The following is a 17828-nucleotide window of genomic DNA, read 5'->3' as shown; positions in this document are numbered from 1 at the left end:
CAATCTCTTCTAATGAAAATCTCAGAACAATACAAACTAACGTATGGCGAAAAAACACAGCTGCTTGCTTCAATGATACTAGAGTATTCGAAATACGTAATAAGATGGGAACGTCACAGTACAATGGATGAAGAAGGAATGTGGGAGTAATTGAGACAAATGCGGCACTGGAGTTGAACGAACTGGACTTGATAGAGGAGAGATTGAAATCTTCTGTATGGCTACATAATTATACTCAATTCACAGCCCTAGGACCTATTAGCACATTTGTCCGAAAAGGCACATATAAGTTATTACCTGCCAGTCATTATTTATATTTTTCTAATACACTTTTCTTCAGCTCATTATACTGATTATTAGTAGCTTGTAATGTTTTTTCTTCTGCATCAGTCCCAGACAAATCATGCTTTCCTTGTTCTAAAGCATTAATCCAATATCCACCAAGCGGCTCACTCCATACTAAAAATAAGATGTATTCCTTCCCTTCTTGTATTGGTGTGTAATCTTCATAATTCATTCTAATACTGCCCTGTTTGTCTTGGATCACATAGGTAGGCTCGAATGCTACAAGTTCAGAACCGATTTCCTTTTTTATGGAATCTTTATATACTTTAGTTACTTTGACCTTAGTTTCTGTTCTACCTGAAGGCCCCCAATCAAAATTTTCAATGACATTTTTGCTTTCTCCGGTTGCAATGACTTTAACTACAGCATCGGATTGAGCTTCCGCATCATCTGCATTTGTGAAAATTGCATGGTTGGCTTCAATTTCACCTGTACGTAATATAGATGAAGGGTCTTTCATAGCAATTGGATTAGCATTATGTTGGGCTTGCTTACTTATTGCCGCACTATTTGAATATGAATAGGAGAAAATACCCATCCCAAGTGCTAGAGAAGCAGCGACCGTCAATACCAGTTTTTTCCGCATGTTTAATTCCCCCATTTCTTAACCACATGTGAAGTATCTGTTGATGTAGGTGATGAGAGAGCATATCTACCTGATTTCATCCAATGTTCTCCTGCATGAGCAGGAGCATTTTGAAAGTGGTTTAAGCCAAGTACATGACCAAGTTCGTGACCAGCATTCATAAATCTTTCTGATTGTGACCAGCCGCTTGTCCAGCCTGCATCTAATACAACTCTAGCCACATCATAATTTGACCCATTTGTTATGGCTCCAGCGTCAACTTGCTGTCCGTTAGAAAGAAAGTAAGAGGTTGATCCGTAAGTACCTCCAGGAAGTGAGTAATTCCCGGCATAAACTTTTAATTTTGCACTTGAGGAACTTCCAGAACTCCATCCAATTCTAGATGATGTTGCATCCCACTTACTTCTCGCATTGTCTACAGCACCAGTTTGGCCGTATGTTGAAAGAGATGAATCATACCAATAGGAGATATTACTTGCCCCACCTGATATAGAACCAATTTTAATATGCGCGGTTCCAGTGTCAGCGCTTACTGTTGCTGCCATTAAAGATAAAACAAATGTCATTGAAGTGATCATCAATTTCTTTTTCCATTTCACTTTTCTCGATGTTTGTTCCTCCTATGGAATTTTTTATAAATCAACGATCAACTATATAGACGTTGTTATTCAGCAAAAAGTTTCCATATTATAATATTTTTTGTCATTTTTTATTTCAGTAGCCTTGATAAGAGGAGGAGAATGAAAACCTCTGTATGGCTACATAATTAGAATGGCAAAAGTAAAGCTGATCCCTTCTTGGATCAGCTTTACTTTTAACTCAATTCACACCCTACGACCCATCTGCAAGGAAAACAGTACCATTTCACATAAGGGATTCTATGGTTTTAGCGTTCTTCCCTTAAAGAGAATATACGACAGCTCATGTTTGATAATTTTATTATTCTCAATTGTTTTCACATAATCTATGTCATATTCGCGAGTTACAATTTCATCCTTATCTATATTGGGTCTTTTACGATTTCTATTTTCCCCGGCTGTGCTATTGTCAGAAAAAATAAAAGTAGTATTTAAATCTTCAATGCTCTCACTAATCTTTTTCCCTGTCACATTCTTAGCTGTAATGGCCAGATGAATTTTTTCTCCCATGGTCAATTTGTACGATAACAACTGGAATGCATTTTCATTATCCACTTGTTCTCTAAAATGATCCGAATCTTCTACATTCTCCATCATAGGTGTCTTCATTAATTCTTTCCCAGAGAGGGAATACAGTTTATTTTGCTGATCCCATTCCTGGTGTATATCTAAGTGCTTAGTAAGTACCCCTAAAGGCACAAACATCGCATTTTTATAAAGTACAGGGACGGTATCCATCACGGACGTGTTCGAGTCGGTAACAATCTCAGTGGAGTTCATTTTAAACTCAACCTTGTGTGTTCCAAACTTAATTGTAGCCGTGTTAGAAGTTGGGTTAAACTTAGTCTGTCCTCCCAACAAATCATTAATGGATCTCAAAGGCACCATATAGCGATTGTTCTGATCAATATAAGGTGCTTTGGGGGCTGTGAACAAGACATAGTAATTGTTAATCTTCAAAAATGGAGTGCTTGGAGCTATACTCTGAGCTGACATTTTTCCTGTATTGGGTTGAGAAAAACAAAAAAACAATGCACCTATAAGCATAATTCTGAACAACATCTTTCCCACAAAATTTCCTCCTTAAAAGAGAGGGGCGAAGCAGCCCCTCTCATAAAAATTCAGTCTAAAAATATACTGTCTGTTTCCTCTCCTCCATGCACGTAATCCACTTCAACTTTACTCCGTGGCATAGAACAATAATCATAGGTTTGACTGTTACGCCAAGGGATATTATCTTCTGAATTTGAACCGATATAGGATGTGGCCCAACGAACTCTTCTAAAGTAAGATCCATCATTATAGTCTTGTCGATCTTGTATTTGCCCTATACTTGTCGTTCTTTTGATAAGGTTACCGTTGCCAGTAGCAGTCCAACCTGGGGCCGGCTCGACATAGCTCCTACTTATCTTTTCACCGTCTGCATAACCTGTTACAGTCAAGGCAATGTTACCGTCAGAAGGAACATAAAATTTCATTTGTACTTCCTGATCGGGTTCAAAACGTGGCTTAAAAGTATAAGGGTTCTTCACACCTTCAATAAGCATAAAAGGAGCCCAGTCATTATATTTTGTACTATGCTGCAAACCAACATCAACCGCCATATTGGTGTTACTCCAACCACCCATATAGATAAATCCTGTGCTTCCATTATAACCACTATTATTATCACGAATCTCTCTAGCACTTGGTAAATGAACCCGTGTACTAGCCCATGCAAACCCTATATGTGACCATACCGAACGATACGGCCCGTTTCTCAGGTCTCGACATTCAGGAAAGCTCGCGGAGTTAGTGCTAAAATCCATTGGTGTTAATAAGTGATTTCCCATACACGCTAGTTTAGGCTGTAATACGGGTAAAGTATATAACTGCCCCGTTGAATCTTTATACCTATTATTTTTATACGTAGTATCAGTTACGGATGTGAGGGATGAATTCGAATTCTTATACGTAACCTGACTCACTGGTTCCAGGGGGATAACTTCCTGCGTTAAACTTTCCTTGTTTACCAGCACTTATGATGTACATTCAATCTCGTATGATGATGATATAAACAGGGACTATTGAGGTATTTATATGAAAACTGGATTATATTATCATCCAGGCAGAATTAAATCTGACCAATGTCCTGTCATCATGAACGCATGGCATCACAGAGAAGTGGAGGAGCTGGTGATTTTACGCTGTTTGGAGGGGAGGGAGGCGGTTCAGTACAATTCCGTTTGGGATGAACTGATTTTGTAGTGAAAAATTGATTTTTACTTCCATGGACGCCATAAGCGCCCGCCGTTAGATCATGTGAATGCTTTGTTATCTTTTGCCTATACACTACTGCCCAACGATATGAAATCAGCACTGGAAGCCGTCGGCTTGGATGCTAATGTAGGTTATCCGGGATGAGCCTCCTTGACACTGGATATGATGAAAGAGTTTCGAGGCGTATGCCGGCTGTTTTGTCCTGTTTTTGATTAACAAGAAAATGATTAGATAAAGGATTTTACAAAAAAAGAAAATGGGCTGTCATGATGAAACGATGATATAAGGAAAATCGTAATGAAGGCATGGTACAATGAAACAGGATAGGATTATGTATCTCTATTTGAATGTATTTTGGATTTGACCCAATTTAGACGTTTAAAGTATGAACTAGAAGAATTAATAGACGAAAGAGAACTTAGCCTGCATTTCTACAATTTGGGTGATAGCTATAAAAAGAAGAAGAGCATATAGGGGCTAAGGAAGCTTCCAATATGGAAAGCTCACTGATTTTATAAGGTGCGAATGTGAAGCTCACATGAAAACCCCGGGTCCTTCGCACCTCGGAATTTGTCGAAAAGTATAGAAAATGCTATCAGTGAGAAAAAGTCAATGGTTAATTTAAGCCTTTTAGACATTGCTTTTTTCGAAAATGCATGGAAATGATATCATTAGATAATCAATTACTGCATTTTCGCTGTCGCACTCTATATGAGTGCGTGGATTGAAATACCAGTGTCATATTTGGTTGTCACACCGGATATGATCGAAGTCGCACTCTATATGAGTGCGTGGATTGAAATGATTAGACTGCGCAAGCCGTACATTCGGCAACGGAGTCGCACTCTATATGAGTGCGTGGATTGAAATCGTAGTAAATGCCGGACTCTTATCGTCCGTAACCTGGTCGCACTCTATATGAGTGCGTGGATTGAAATTCGCCGGACGCAGGCTCACCGAATAATTCGTGAGTCGCACTCTATATGAGTGCGTGGATTGAAATTGGCGTAATAGTCGCGCTGTACGCGCTGTACACCTCGTCGCACTCTATATGAGTGCGTGGATTGAAATCGTCGAAACGCGGACAAGCTAGATCAAGGGGAGCGTCGCACTCTATATGAGTGCGTGGATTGAAATACTTATGCACGGCCTGCATACGTCCTTCTCATTCGTCGCACTCTATATGAGTGCGTGGATTGAAATTTTGTAATATTCCAGCATGTTTAACACAGTTGATGGTCGCACTCTATATGAGTGCGTGGATTGAAATGAAGATGAGCTATTGAGCTTTCCACGTGGTAAACAGTCGCACTCTATATGAGTGCGTGGATTGAAATCACAAATAGAGCGGTGCTACGAAGAAGAAAAAGTGTCGCACTCTATATGAGTGCGTGGATTGAAATTCACAATGATTGCAGCAGCCAATTGCTTTGCCGGATAGTCGCACTCTATATGAGTGCGTGGATTGAAATAAGTTCGTGAGTCATTAGCATATGCTAATAAGCAGAGTCGCACTCTATATGAGTGCGTGGATTGAAATCGCAATAAACTTCGCTTTGTCATACTGCCTACCGGTCGCACTCTATATGAGTGCGTGGATTGAAATTCAACATCCCATGGGATCTCAATTTGATATCTTCGTCGCACTCTATATGAGTGCGTGGATTGAAATGATCTCCTCCCTTACGCCACTGTTGCGAAGATATGGTCGCACTCTATATGAGTGCGTGGATTGAAATACAATCCTGCCGACGAACTTCGTCAACACGTCCTCGTCGCACTCTATATGAGTGCGTGGATTGAAATTATGACCGGGATACCGCAAGGCATTAGGATTTTAGGTCGCACTCTATATGAGTGCGTGGATTGAAATCTAGTCATATTCATTGCAATCCAGGCGGCAGGAGTCGCACTCTATATGAGTGCGTGGATTGAAATCTCCTGCTCTTTTACGTACTCAATAATATCGTTTGGCGTCGCACTCTGTATGGAGTGCGTGGATTGAAATTAAAGCGCTATGCAGTGATTTTGTTGGGCTACGCAATAGGTATAGGGTTATTTTACGCTTTGGGATATAAGATGAGCGCTATGGGAATCTATGCAATTTTGACAGGAATTGTGACTGGAGAAATAATCAACTTCGTATTATCAAAGCGAGAGAAATGAACCTAGGTATCCCCTGATTGCATCAACATCAGGGGATTTTTCATGTAATTAAAAGGTACAACAGAGTTTCTGCATGGGACCTCTATATCATTACTGGTGAGAATCCACATGGGGAAATGAATTAGTCATGTCAACTCTGTGAAACCTTTTACTTGGATCAATCCAATCATTTCAGAATGCTACTCGTCCATCATGTCTCAATATGTGTAAGTTATGCTGAATTTCCGCTAAAAACATTAGTTGCATAATATATTGACAGATGGTTAATTATGGAGAAGAATAGAGGGTGATTTTTAAAATAATGGAATTTTTATGTGAAGGGTGGTTATGACTTGAAGCATACACCTACGATTTCAGCGGAGTTTGAGGATTATCTAAAACAAAATGATATGACGTTGAGTCAATTTGCCCAATATTCAGGGGTTCATCAAAGAACGCTTAGTAATTGGATTACTCAGCATCGTCCTATTTCCGTACAGCAGCTAGACCGAATTACTGCGGCTATGGATTTGCCAGAAGGCTATTTTTACGATCTATACATAGAAAATTACATCATTGACCTTTCTCCGAATTTTAGGCGAATCGAGCCATTATTGTATCGTTGTGCGGAGCTGGACAAGCTGGATGCAATCCGTCGAATGGTTGGACATATCATGGATAATCCGCTGTATGCGACTAGGCTATTTGATGTTGCAGAAGCATTATTTGAACAGGGACGACATGCTGCTGCGCTGCCTCTCTATGAGAATGTCGCAGAAGTGGAGAAATATCAGCATTCTGAACGCTTGGCCACCTGCCAATATCGTATATTCTCGATTCAAGTTGGAGACGACCAAAGCCGTAATCTCAAGGCAGCAACGCTATTTGAACCCTTCGTGGAACGTCTGGATGAAATAGACCAACTTGATGCGCTAAAAGATTTGGCGAATGTGTTTCGTTCTTTGCGCTTATGGGACAGGCTTGATGTGACCGCTCGAAAAATGAGAGCTAGAGCGGAAATTCAATATACATTAGAGCATCAGCAGAAAAAACGAAAGCCTGCGGAACTTGAAAAGAGGCTGAGCCGTCCATTGTTTGTGTACATCACCTATTCTGATTTACTGTGTGCCAGTGTATATGAGGCCAAAGGAGATTATGAGCAGGCATTAGAATATACATACGCCTACGCTAATTTAGATTGGGTCAAAGAGACTGACGAGGATACTCTGCATTGGATTAAACAGTTTCAAGATTGGGCAGAAGGTAATATCTACACCTATAAACTATTATCTGGAGATATAAGTGTATTAAACAATTATGTTGAATATATTGCTGCATCGCCAGATGCTTCTGAAAAAGAAATGGTTACAAAAGTGTTGAATGTTATGTCGGCGGCAAACCAGTATAGTATAGATGTAGATCATATACTTCGAAGGTTTAAAAAGAAAATTGACTTATTTGCCCAACACAATCCGTCATCTGATATGTATACCCAACAAGTGATACCAGAACAGTTTGCACGTCTTGGATACGAGTTAGCTTATTACTATTTGCATCAAGGGAGGTATAACGATGGTTTTAAACACTTGATGTATGCAATGCTAAAGTCACATATAATAAATAATGAAACTTATTTTATAAACTGCATGGGATTATTCTTACATTTCAGAATGAATGCAGCACATGAAACAAAGGCGCAGTTTTTAAATTTCATTGAAAAGGTGTGGTTAGACAATGTTAAGAAAAATGGTTCTTCTGATCGTCGCAGCTAGCTTTTTATTTATCGTGGCTGTACCTAATCATGATTATAACCAACACCATATTATTCAGCTTAACGATACTATTGGAGGTGCTTAAAGGTAAAATAAGAATTAACACTCACTAACCTTACTGTTAATGGGTGGTGTTGTTGATTGAAACTACCCTGGAACAACCTGAAACCAACTAAAAATAAACATATACCGACAAAAAGTGCCTCTGGAATATTCCAGAAGCACTTTTTTTGTTAAGCGTATTTTAAAAAAAACCAAAAATTTACGTTTTGCATTAGGATATGACACAGAAGGGGGAATCATGCTGATGAATCCAGGTGTGACTTTACTTCGTGTCGAACGGGCCAGAAAAAGACTGTACCAAGTCCAGAAGAAATACGGATTTTTAACGCATCCCAAAGTGATTGAACAATCCATGAAACTGGATGAACTATTGAATCAATACCAAATATACAAAATGAAATCCTAACAAATGAGTTCATGACATGTTGCTAAAGGAAGAGTGTGAAATCCAATCTCCAAACCCCAATCAAAATTCTAAATCCTAAATCCTAAATCCTAAATCCTAAATCCTATACTTATGAAGAGGTGATAACGTTGTTGAACATACGAAATCCTGTAACCCCTTTTGGCTGGAAAATCAAAGAAAAGCTAGTCGAGAGGCAAATGGATCAGAGAACATTTTGTGATACCTACCATATTCCTGCTAGCCGCTTGTCTAATCTCATTCATGGAACACGTAAGGCCAAAAAATATAGAGTACAAGTATCTCAATTGCTTGGGATCGAAGAATAACCCTCTTTCTCCTTTATGGATACAGGACATCCTAATGATATGTAAGCTACAGTGGCAAAGGACTCCAGGTTTCTTTAATATAGATTGTACATAGGAAGCTTAATACAAGGAGTGATGGGGATGTTCTCCAGAATGGCAGAGCAGAAGATTGCCGAGGCGATGGCCAAAGGTGAGTTTGATCATTTGCCGGGAGCGGGCAAGCCACTGGTCATCGAGGATTTGTCACATGTTCCAGAGGAGCTGCGGATGTCGTACAAGCTGTTGAAGAATGCAGGCATTTTACCGGAAGAGCTTCAGTTACAAAAGGAATGTGTCCAGCTACGTGATTTGCTTCACGCTTGCCATGAGGCAGGAGAGCAACAACGGATCAGTCGCAGGCTGACTGAAAAATCACTTCGTCTACGTATGCTGCTGGAGGAAAGAGGGCTGAATACATCATCTGTATTTTATGAATATGAGTCCGCTATGCGTAAGCGACTGGAGGAATAGAAGCGAGAGGAGCAAAGGGCGGAATGCCCTTGCCCGTACACTTTGATTTCCGTGCTTTACCTCATTACCGTTGCAGTGCAGATAATCTCGTGAGGCATTGTTTCGTCAGGATGACAGGTTCTTTGGGCAGTTTGTCCAAATGAAAGTCATCGATTAAATCCACAGCCTTCACAGGCTCAGGTGAATCCAGCAGCCCGGAAAAATAGGCGAGCCAGCCAATGACTGCTTCCGGTGTGACACCTTGTCGGCGCATAGCTCGGAGTGCTACGCCACCATGTCGTTTGGCAAGCCTTCGTCCATCAGGGCCCAGGACAAGGGGAACGTGTGCGAAACGTGGCGGCTGCAACCCCAAAGCTTGGTACAGTAATAGCTGACGGGGCGTTGAATCGAGAAGATCATACCCGCGTAGTACGTCGGTCATATGCATATCCGCATCATCGACAACGACGGCAAGCTGATAGGAAAACATGCCGTCCGCCCGTTTGACGATAAAATCGCCCCCATCTGCCGCACCAAAGGCCACATGACCTGCTACCTGATCATGAAACGAAATAACGGCATCTGGATTTTGCGGTACTTTAAAGCGAAGTGAAGGGAGTTTATGTTGTGCTTTGGCTACGACATCTTGAGAGCTAAGGTTACGACATGCCCCCGAATACGCAGGCCCTTCACCAGACAGTCCATGTGGAGCATGAGCGGCAGCCAGAATGTCGGCCCGACTGCAAAAACAAGGATACAGTAAATCTTGCTCTGTAGTATCTCCAATGCAGATTGGAAGCGTTCCAGCCGCTGGCTTTGAGTATAGGGACCGTATGGACCGCCTATGTCGGGTCCTTCGTCCCAATTCAGCCCGATCCAGCGCAAATCTTCCATAATCCCTTGCGCTAACTGGTTGCGAGCTCGCGTCATATCGATATTTTCCATGCGCAAAATATAGGTTCCGCCCAGGGAACGAACGTGCAGCCAGGATAATAAGGCGGTGCGAGCGTTTCCTAAGTGTATCCATCCCGACGGTGTTGGGGCAAATCGCCCTCTGATGGGTTGGGCTTGTAATTCCATACGAAAGTGACCTCGATTCTATGTTCCGTCCTTCAGCAATCCATATCAACCATATTATAAAACGAACTTGCCGCAAGTGCATCCCGACAGGTATAGGAACTAACACAGAAAACTTACATAGTTGCGATGGCCAGACGGGAAATTTAAATATCTGTATAATAGATTAGAAGAATTATGCACTACAGATCAAAGAGAAGTCCGAGAGTGCAGCTTAACATTTTTTATTCAATATTCAATAATTACAGGTAATGAAAAATTCACAATAATAAAGGAATTAAAACTTAGATTCTACGCATCAAGCGTATCATTGGAGAGATTTCATTGACAGATAAACAACTGCCTATTATGCAAGTGATCCCCGAGCTTAAACATACACTGCAATCCCATTCGGCGGCGGTACTGATTGCCCAGCCGGGAGCGGGGAAAACGACGGTAACACCGCTGGAATTGCTGCATGAGCCGTGGCTGGCAGGGCAAAAGATGATTATGCTGGAGCCGAGGCGTTTGGCAGCACGTGCAGCAGCAGCGCAAATGGCGAAAGCGCTGGGAGAGCCCACCGGGAAGACCGTGGGTTATCGGGTTCGTATGGATACAAAAGTAGGACCAAACACGCGGATTGAAGTGGTTACGGAGGGCGTACTGACCCGGATGCTGCAACATGATCAGGCATTGGAGGGAGTCGGGCTGATTATGTTTGATGAGTTTCATGAACGCAGCCTGCATGCAGACTTGGGATTGGCACTTGCCCTGCAAAGCCAGGCGCTGCTGCGACCAGATTTGAAGATATTGATCATGTCTGCCACCCTGGAGGCAGAGCCTGTATGCAGACTATTAGGGGATGCGCCATTGCTGGAATGTCCAGGCACCGTATTTCCAGTAGAAACCTCTCATATGTGCAAACCTTCGTCAACTTCATTAGAGTCCTTTACGGCTGAGACGGTAGAAAAGGCACTTCATGCTCATGAAGGCGATCTGCTGGTGTTTCTACCAGGGGCTAGAGAAATTCATAGAACGGAACGAGAATTGGCTTCAAAGCATTTACCAGCACACGTCAAGGTAATTCCGCTGTACGGCAGCATGAAGCTGGAGCAGCAGGATGAGGCAATACGCCCATCGGCTTTGGGCAGTCGAAAAGTGGTATTGGCCACATCGATTGCCGAGTCCAGCTTGACCATCGCCGGGATCACGGTGGTGATCGATAGCGGACTATCGCGGGAATCGGTATTTTCCGCGCGAACTGGCATGAGTCGTTTGACCACCGTCAAGGTGTCCAAGGCCTCCGCCGACCAGCGGCGCGGACGGGCAGGGCGCCTTCAACCGGGCGTATGTTACCGGCTGTGGAGCGCGCAGGAGCATGCCGCGCTCCCCGATGCCAGCCGCCCGGAGATCGCCGCGGCGGATCTGGCCCCGCTCGCGCTGGAGCTGGCGGCCTGGGGTGTGCGCGAGCCTGCCGAACTGGCCTGGCTGGATGCCCCGCCTGAGGCCGCATACCGCCAAGCCACAGGTCTGCTGCACCAGCTCGGCTGCCTGGATGAAGCAGCCGATGGCACTACAGGCGGCATCACCGTGCATGGGCGCGAAGTGTCCGCCCTGGGTACGCACCCGCGCCTCGGGCACATGCTGTTGCGTGCAGCAGCCCTTGGCCTGGCCCCGACTGCCAGCCGTCTGGCTGCGCTGCTGCAAGAGCGGGACCCGTTCCGCGCTCATGGCGGAACGGATTTGCGCCCGCGGCTGGATGCCCTGCGCGAGGCGGCCCATGCCCGCAGTACGCACAGCCTGCTGCGGGCAGCAGACGATACGGTGATTCGCCGTATCGTGCAGGAGAGCCGGCAGCTGCTAGCCACGCTGCCAACAGCAGCCGCAGTGCAGGACGAGCCTGACGGCTCCGCGGCTTGCGGGCTGCTGCTGGCCTTTGCGTATCCGGATCGGATCGCGCAGGGCCGAGGGGACGGCCGCTTTTTGCTTAGCGGCGGTCGGGGGGCGCGACTCCGACAAGTGGAGTGGATGTCGCGTTCGTCCTATCTTGTCGCCGCCGAAGTGGACGACGAGGGAGCAGATGGCGCCATTCAGTTGGCGGCACCGGTTGAACTGCAAGAGCTGATTCAGCATTGCAGCGAATTGCTGCTGGAACAAGCCAACGTATACTGGGATAGCTCCGCCTCAGCAGTGAGAGCCCGCAAGGTACTGCGGCTGGGCTCACTTGTCTTAAAGGAAACGTCCTATGAGCGACCTCCGGCAGAGGAAGTAGCTGCTGCCTTGATGCAGGGTATCCGTGAACGCGGTCTAAAGCTACTGTCATGGAATCGGCAAACCCTCCAGTTGCAGGCTCGTTTGATTTTTATGCACTTCTCGGCGCCTGAGGACTGGCCGGACTGCACGGAATCGGCATTGCTGGATTCACTGGAATCGTGGCTGTTGCCTTTTGCTCTAGGAGCCAAAAATGTATCCGATTTGCAACGGCTGGACAGTGCTGCATTGCTGCTTGGCAGGCTGGATTGGGAACAGCGGCAGCAGCTTGATCAGGAAGCGCCGACGCATATCCGCGTACCCAGCGGTTCCCGCATTCCTGTCGATTATTCGAATCCTGAGGCACCAGCGCTGGCCGTACGACTACAAGAGTTGTTCGGTATGAGGGATACGCCTCGTATTGGACGCGGACGCGTACCCATTGTATTGCATTTACTGTCACCTGCCCAGCGACCTGTCCAAGTGACTTCCGACTTGTCCAGCTTCTGGAGCGAGGCTTACTTTGAAGTCAAAAAGGACCTGAAGGGCAGATATCCCAAGCATTATTGGCCGGATGATCCACTGGAAGCTGTGGCGACCAACAGAGCAAAGCCAAAGCGTTGACCAGCAGCTGTCTTATTATGCGACAGAACGGTGTGAGAAGTAGTAAGCTGAAGCTGAATTCAAAAAATTCACATAAAAACGGAGTAGGCAGAATGGTGCTGTACAAGCGGAAGCGGTCGCCTTTGGCTCCAGGTTTCTACTCTTGCACGTTCATTCAGGAAATCTGGGGGCAACAGCGATGGGAAGCACCATCTGACTGCGCAGTGGCTCCATATGTAACTTTTATAGAATGGGTTCAAATTGAAGGGTATCGACTTTTGAATTTTCGTAAAATCGTTTAAACGTCATAATAGCGGGGTAATGAAAGACGAACCACTCAACACCAAAATATTGGGAGGTAACTATCATGACTAATAACTTAAACGATTATAATGAAAAGAAAATTGTTGGTGTTTTTGATACAGAGCAGGAAGCATCTCGTGCGATAGGACAATTGCAGAGCAAAGGAATCCCAATCAGTGAAATTTCTGTGATCACCCGTGATCGTGACGAGCTAAGGACGATTAGTGAAGAGACAGGCACCAAAGCACCGGAGGGTGTGGCCACAGGTGCGGCTACCGGCGGTATTGTAGGCGGCGTTGCTGGCTTGCTGGCAGGCATCGGGGCCTTGGCTATTCCGGGTATCGGACCGATCCTCGCTGCTGGACCTATCGCGGCTACTCTTACCGGAGCAGCTGTCGGTGCGGGAGCAGGTGGCTTGGTCGGTGGACTGGTCGGGCTAGGTATTCCAGAAGATGATGCACGTCAATACGAGACATACGTCGATCAGGGCAAGATTTTAGTGCTGGTGGATTCAGCTGACCATCACAGGGATGTTTATGATATTTTCCGCACCAACCGTTCGCTGAATGCGGATCGTTACAGAACGTATGATGATACGGTGGCGGACACGCGGACAGATGCGTACACAGATACTAGAAGGAACCTCTAAACAACTAACGGCTAGTTGAGAACGTGATTTAACAGGCTTTCCTATCTCCTTTGTATATAGGTTGTTTCTCCAGCAGCAGTCTCCCCGAGAGGGAAGGCTGCTGCTTTTACATGTTAGTGAAACATAGAATAAACCTGAGATAAATGATGCTTTGCTTGCTGTTGGCACGTTTATCCTTCTATATATTTTTACAGAATTGTCGTTATAATAGATTTGAGGATTTTGAAAAATCCTGGATTTATAAATTGCTAGATGTAACAGGAGAGTGACATGAGTCAAAAAGAGAGAATTTCCGAAGTCGCTTTGCTAAGAGGGCTGGCTTTTGCTGCCGTTGTTCTTCAGCATTCCGTCGCACACTATGCGGTTGCGCAGGGGGCGCGCATCCAGGACGGGGTTTTGATGACACTTTTACTGCTGTGTTCCAAATTTGCAGTTCCTGTGTTTGTGTTTATCACGGGCATGGTGCTATTTTACAATTATGATGGGGTCTTAAAGTACGGAACGTTTTTACGTAAAAGATTCATGGACATCATCGTTCCGTATATCATATGGTCTCTTTTATACGAATTGGGAAATCAGCTTGCCCAAAGTGGTGGATATATTCACCCGCTGGATTTTTTCCAGAAGCTGTTGAACGGGAAAAGCAGCTATCATCTATGGTACATCGTTATGATTATCCAATGTTATGTGTTATTTCCCGTGTTTCGTTATGCGGTCCGTCATTTGTCTGCGCTACTGCCGTCAAAATGGCGACCCACTGTATTGGCTGGATTCGGTGTGCTATATATTTTGCTCATGTTCGCCGTTGGACCCGTATACCAAGCGATGGATAAGCTCCAGCTTCCGGTCATTACCTCTTGGTTTACCCTGTACGCTGACCGGAATGTGATCTACTTTTTCTTTTATTTTGTGCTAGGAGCAGCAGCCGGGATGAACGTCAAGCGTTGGAATGCTTGGGTAACCAAAGCACAGATGATATACTGGCCGTTGTTTATCGTGATTACAGGCTACTTACTGTACGAGATGATCGGTCAGTTCCAGACGCCGCGAGGTACAGTTCTTTCCTTTAACTATTTGTCTCTGCTGCGTCCGGTCATGGCTGTATATTGCGTTGCGTCTATTTTTGTAGCTTATCGGGTAGCGACGTGGATTGCTCATAAGAGGGGACGTGCGGCGAGTATGCTGACGGCCATCGGAACGTTGTCCTATGGAGCCTATCTCATGCATGCCTTTATGCTGCGTGTGACCTATTATTTTGACGAGACGTTGTTTGCAGACTGGAGCTACGTTCTTCGTACGCTGGCTTCGTTCGTTCTCTGTATGATCTTTTCCGTTGCCGGAACATGGCTGCTGGCACGTTTGCCTCTGGGCAAATGGATCGTGGGGCTTCGGGTTCGTCCTCGCCCGACTGGAGGTCCTCCAGCCTTACAAAAGCAAGCCTGATTTGATAATCCAATCACATATGTTCACAAGAGTATCCCAAAGCCAAGAAATAAGGCCAAGGGATACTTTTCTATCTGCATTTGTTTAATAGTATACATACTGATAGACTGGATGTGCCTTTACCAGTAGGGTGAAGGCACATCCATATGGGAGGGTCGCAAAATGAGTGGTCCAGATACAAGAAGCGTTTTTCCGATGAAAAATATTAGAAGTCTGTGTTTTTTGAACAATGTAGTGGTTAATCCATATATCGAAATCGGGGATTATACCTATTATGACGATGATGATAACCCTTTGGATTTTGAGAAAAATGTCCTTTATCATTTTGATTTTATAGGGGACAAATTAAAGATTGGAAAGTTTTGCGCGATTGCAGCCAAAGCCAAATTTATTATGAATGGCGCTAATCATAATACAAATGCATTTACCACTTTTCCTTTTGGAGCGTTTGGTGGAGATTGGAAAGTTGGTTTACCCAATTTAAGTGGGGGCTACAAAGGGGACACTGTGGTTGGAAATGATGTTTGGATTGGTTACAACGCTACCATTATGCCCGGAGTTCAAATTGGTGATGGCGCGATCATTGCGTCAAATGCCGTGGTGACTAAAGATGTTCTGCCATATTCCATTGTAGGAGGAAATCCCGCGAAGTTAATTCGTTATCGGTTTGATGAGGAGACAATAGCTATGCTCCAAACCCTGAAATGGTGGGACTGGGACATCCAAAAAATAACAGAATATATTCCTGTTTTGACAAGTAACAATACGGAGGCCTTAAAACAATTAATCCAGTCTTCGTAATCTGTAACTCTATTTTTTTAGCTTTAATTACATTATTTCAACATATGAAAAATTCATAATAGCAAAAACAATAAAATCATTCCTCAGCGTTTCGCACACTACTCTATATCGCCTCATTTTATATCTCTCGCCATCTTAAAACAGGTCACAAGGGATGAAAGATTCTCATACGCTCTCATATCATCAAAGGAAATAGTGTATGGACGCAGAGTGGTTTATAATGGAAGATAAGGTGCACGAATAAGGTGTGGAGGAGGCTATGAAATGGCGTTTATGATATCCCAGCGGGCTTTTATCAAAATTTATCTGATCACAATGGTGGAGAGGCATCGCGGTTATGGATATCAGATGCTCGAATCGATGAAGGATGAGTTTAGTGGCTTTGGATATGTTCCGCCTCAGAGCGAGGTTTACCGGGCGCTGCATGAGCTGGTACAGGAAGGCGTTTTTTACCGTACCAAGCGATTGAAAGGAACAGACCCGCGCGTGGATTTTCAGGAGATTGTACTCTATCACTTTACAGATGATGGCGAGGAGAAAGCCCGACTGTACAAGAAACAGGTCAAAGCCGATTTGGACCGTTGCTTAGGTATGCTGCATAAAGCGGAACAAGACAACTATTCCTAACACGAAAGGATGAGAATGATGGGTAGAAAGCTGAAATGGGGAATTTTAGGCACTGCGGAGATCGCCCAAATCGCTGTAATTCCTGCGATTCAGCAATCCGAACGCGGAGAAGTGCTTGGGATTGCTAGTCGTAATGCGGATAAAGCAGCTGAGGCCGCCCGGGAGTTCGATATTCCGAAAAGTTATGGAAGCTATGATGAACTGTTGGCTGATCCCGAAATCGGAGCGGTGTATATTCCGTTGCCGAACCATCTGCATGAGGAGTGGACCATTCGGGCAGCGGAGGCTGGGAAGCACGTTTTGTGTGAAAAACCATCTTCTCTTAGCTCGGCCGGGACAAGTCGCATGATTGAAGCATGTCAACGTGCAGGAGTGATCTTTGCAGAAGCTTTTATGTATCGCTATCATCCCAAACATCGAAGAATTAAGGAAATTATCAATAGTGGGGAAATTGGTGACATTCGCGGCATTCATTGCACGTTTACGTTTAACAATACCGATCAGGCAGATAATGTGCGCTTTAATAAAAACATGGGCGGCGGCTCGCTATATGATGTGGGTGTCTATCCGATATCAGCCGCTCGTATGTATTTGGATCGGGAGCCGGAGGCAGTGACGGTACATGCCTTATTTTCCCCGGAACATGACAACGTCGATATGATGGCTTCCGGCTTGCTGGAATTTCCGGGTGGAGTCAACCTTACTTTCGATTGTGGCATGTGGGCAGCCAACCGTTCCAACATGGAAATTCTCGGTAGCAAGGGTACGATTGCGATGCCCAAAATGTTCGGTTGGGAAAGAACGTCTGTGGTACCGCAAATTTTCGTCCACGTCGGTTCGGTTACGCGTGAGGAACGTCTGAAAGGTTTTAATTCCTTTGAACTGCAAGCGGATGCTTTTGCTAAAGCGGTGCTTGACGGTGTCCCGTTGCCGTATGAGCCAGAAGATGCGGTGAGCAATATGAAGGTGATTGACGCTTGTATTGAGTCAGCTCGCAGTCGGAAACGGATAGAAATTGGATAAACGGGATCACCGTATTCCTGTAAGACATCAAAAGCAGCCTGTCCAAAGGACAAGCTGCTTTTTTA

Annotated in this window: 17 protein-coding genes, 1 pseudogene and 1 CRISPR repeat array; of the genes and pseudogenes, 13 read left to right on the top strand and 5 right to left on the bottom strand. The window is 44.6% G+C overall.

Annotation, left to right across the window (positions count from 1 at the left end; genetic code table 11):
• Positions 1 to 307: 307 nt before the first annotated feature.
• The 4 genes from ACQW03_RS00920 to ACQW03_RS00905 all read right to left on the bottom strand — a co-directional run bounded on the left by ACQW03_RS00920 (position 308) and on the right by ACQW03_RS00905 (position 3377).
• Positions 308 to 931, bottom strand: a complete 624-nt coding sequence (locus tag ACQW03_RS00920) for a hypothetical protein (protein ID WP_441947864.1) — start codon at positions 929 to 931, stop codon at positions 308 to 310.
• A 2-nt stretch (positions 932 to 933) separates the two neighbouring features.
• On the bottom strand, positions 934 to 1530 hold the full coding sequence (locus tag ACQW03_RS00915; RefSeq protein WP_441947862.1) for a hypothetical protein: 597 nt from the start codon (positions 1528 to 1530) through the stop codon (positions 934 to 936).
• A gap of 279 nt (positions 1531 to 1809) precedes the next feature.
• Complete coding sequence (locus ACQW03_RS00910; RefSeq protein ID WP_441952278.1) at positions 1810 to 2631, bottom strand: copper amine oxidase N-terminal domain-containing protein; 822 nt, start codon at positions 2629 to 2631, stop codon at positions 1810 to 1812.
• 59 nt (positions 2632 to 2690) lie between these two features.
• On the bottom strand, positions 2691 to 3377 hold the full coding sequence (locus ACQW03_RS00905; protein WP_441952276.1) for a YrpD family protein: 687 nt from the start codon (positions 3375 to 3377) through the stop codon (positions 2691 to 2693).
• 271 nt (positions 3378 to 3648) lie between these two features.
• Here ACQW03_RS00905 and ACQW03_RS00900 point away from each other — a divergent pair, with 271 nt between their 5' ends.
• From ACQW03_RS00900 to ACQW03_RS00870, 7 genes are all read left to right on the top strand, one after another.
• Positions 3649 to 3816, top strand: a complete 168-nt coding sequence (locus tag ACQW03_RS00900; RefSeq protein ID WP_256703364.1) for a hypothetical protein — start codon at positions 3649 to 3651, stop codon at positions 3814 to 3816.
• Between the two features lie 54 nt (positions 3817 to 3870).
• On the top strand, positions 3871 to 3972 hold the full coding sequence (locus tag ACQW03_RS00895; protein ID WP_256703524.1) for a CRISPR-associated endonuclease Cas1: 102 nt from the start codon (positions 3871 to 3873) through the stop codon (positions 3970 to 3972).
• A gap of 210 nt (positions 3973 to 4182) precedes the next feature.
• Positions 4183 to 4302, top strand: coding sequence for a CRISPR-associated endonuclease Cas2 (locus ACQW03_RS00890; RefSeq protein WP_305954439.1), 120 nt, complete (start codon positions 4183 to 4185; stop codon positions 4300 to 4302).
• A 225-nt stretch (positions 4303 to 4527) separates the two neighbouring features.
• A CRISPR array of direct repeats spans positions 4528 to 5766; the repeat unit is 32 nt; unit sequence GTCGCACTCTATATGAGTGCGTGGATTGAAAT.
• A gap of 560 nt (positions 5767 to 6326) precedes the next feature.
• Positions 6327 to 7745, top strand: coding sequence for a helix-turn-helix domain-containing protein (locus tag ACQW03_RS00885; RefSeq protein ID WP_441947859.1), 1419 nt, complete (start codon positions 6327 to 6329; stop codon positions 7743 to 7745).
• A 301-nt stretch (positions 7746 to 8046) separates the two neighbouring features.
• Complete coding sequence (locus tag ACQW03_RS00880; protein WP_071558834.1) at positions 8047 to 8214, top strand: aspartyl-phosphate phosphatase Spo0E family protein; 168 nt, start codon at positions 8047 to 8049, stop codon at positions 8212 to 8214.
• Positions 8215 to 8345: 131 nt separating this feature from the next.
• A complete protein-coding gene (locus ACQW03_RS00875) occupies positions 8346 to 8540 on the top strand; it encodes a Rha family transcriptional regulator (RefSeq protein WP_071644281.1) in 195 nt (64 codons plus the stop codon).
• A 114-nt stretch (positions 8541 to 8654) separates the two neighbouring features.
• Positions 8655 to 9029: a DnaJ family domain-containing protein gene (locus ACQW03_RS00870; protein ID WP_069080479.1), complete on the top strand. Its 375-nt coding sequence runs from the start codon at positions 8655 to 8657 to the stop codon at positions 9027 to 9029.
• A 64-nt stretch (positions 9030 to 9093) separates the two neighbouring features.
• Here the strand turns inward: ACQW03_RS00870 and gluQRS are convergent.
• Positions 9094 to 10088: pseudogene (gluQRS, locus tag ACQW03_RS00865) on the bottom strand (tRNA glutamyl-Q(34) synthetase GluQRS).
• Between the two features lie 321 nt (positions 10089 to 10409).
• On the opposite strand from gluQRS, the gene hrpB reads away from it, so the two are divergent.
• The 6 genes from hrpB (at position 10410) to ACQW03_RS00835 (ending at position 17763) form a co-directional block, all read left to right on the top strand.
• Positions 10410 to 12938, top strand: a complete 2529-nt coding sequence (gene hrpB, locus ACQW03_RS00860) for an ATP-dependent helicase HrpB (RefSeq protein ID WP_441947856.1) — start codon at positions 10410 to 10412, stop codon at positions 12936 to 12938.
• 346 nt (positions 12939 to 13284) lie between these two features.
• Positions 13285 to 13869: a general stress protein gene (locus ACQW03_RS00855; RefSeq protein WP_441947854.1), complete on the top strand. Its 585-nt coding sequence runs from the start codon at positions 13285 to 13287 to the stop codon at positions 13867 to 13869.
• A 270-nt stretch (positions 13870 to 14139) separates the two neighbouring features.
• A complete protein-coding gene (locus ACQW03_RS00850) occupies positions 14140 to 15312 on the top strand; it encodes an acyltransferase (RefSeq protein ID WP_071640622.1) in 1173 nt (390 codons plus the stop codon).
• A 162-nt stretch (positions 15313 to 15474) separates the two neighbouring features.
• On the top strand, positions 15475 to 16113 hold the full coding sequence (locus tag ACQW03_RS00845) for a CatB-related O-acetyltransferase (RefSeq protein WP_441947852.1): 639 nt from the start codon (positions 15475 to 15477) through the stop codon (positions 16111 to 16113).
• Positions 16114 to 16377: 264 nt separating this feature from the next.
• Entirely contained in the window at positions 16378 to 16740 is a 363-nt protein-coding gene (locus ACQW03_RS00840; protein ID WP_013310011.1) for a helix-turn-helix transcriptional regulator, read from the top strand.
• 18 nt (positions 16741 to 16758) lie between these two features.
• Positions 16759 to 17763, top strand: a complete 1005-nt coding sequence (locus ACQW03_RS00835) for a Gfo/Idh/MocA family protein (RefSeq protein ID WP_061830313.1) — start codon at positions 16759 to 16761, stop codon at positions 17761 to 17763.
• Positions 17764 to 17828 lie beyond the last annotated feature (65 nt).

The organism is Paenibacillus sp. DRB1-1 (assembly GCF_052119485.1).
Lineage (GTDB): Bacteria > Bacillota > Bacilli > Paenibacillales > Paenibacillaceae > Paenibacillus > Paenibacillus polymyxa_B.
Note: the sequence above shows the minus strand (reverse complement) of the source record. Positions and strands in the feature narration are given on the sequence as shown.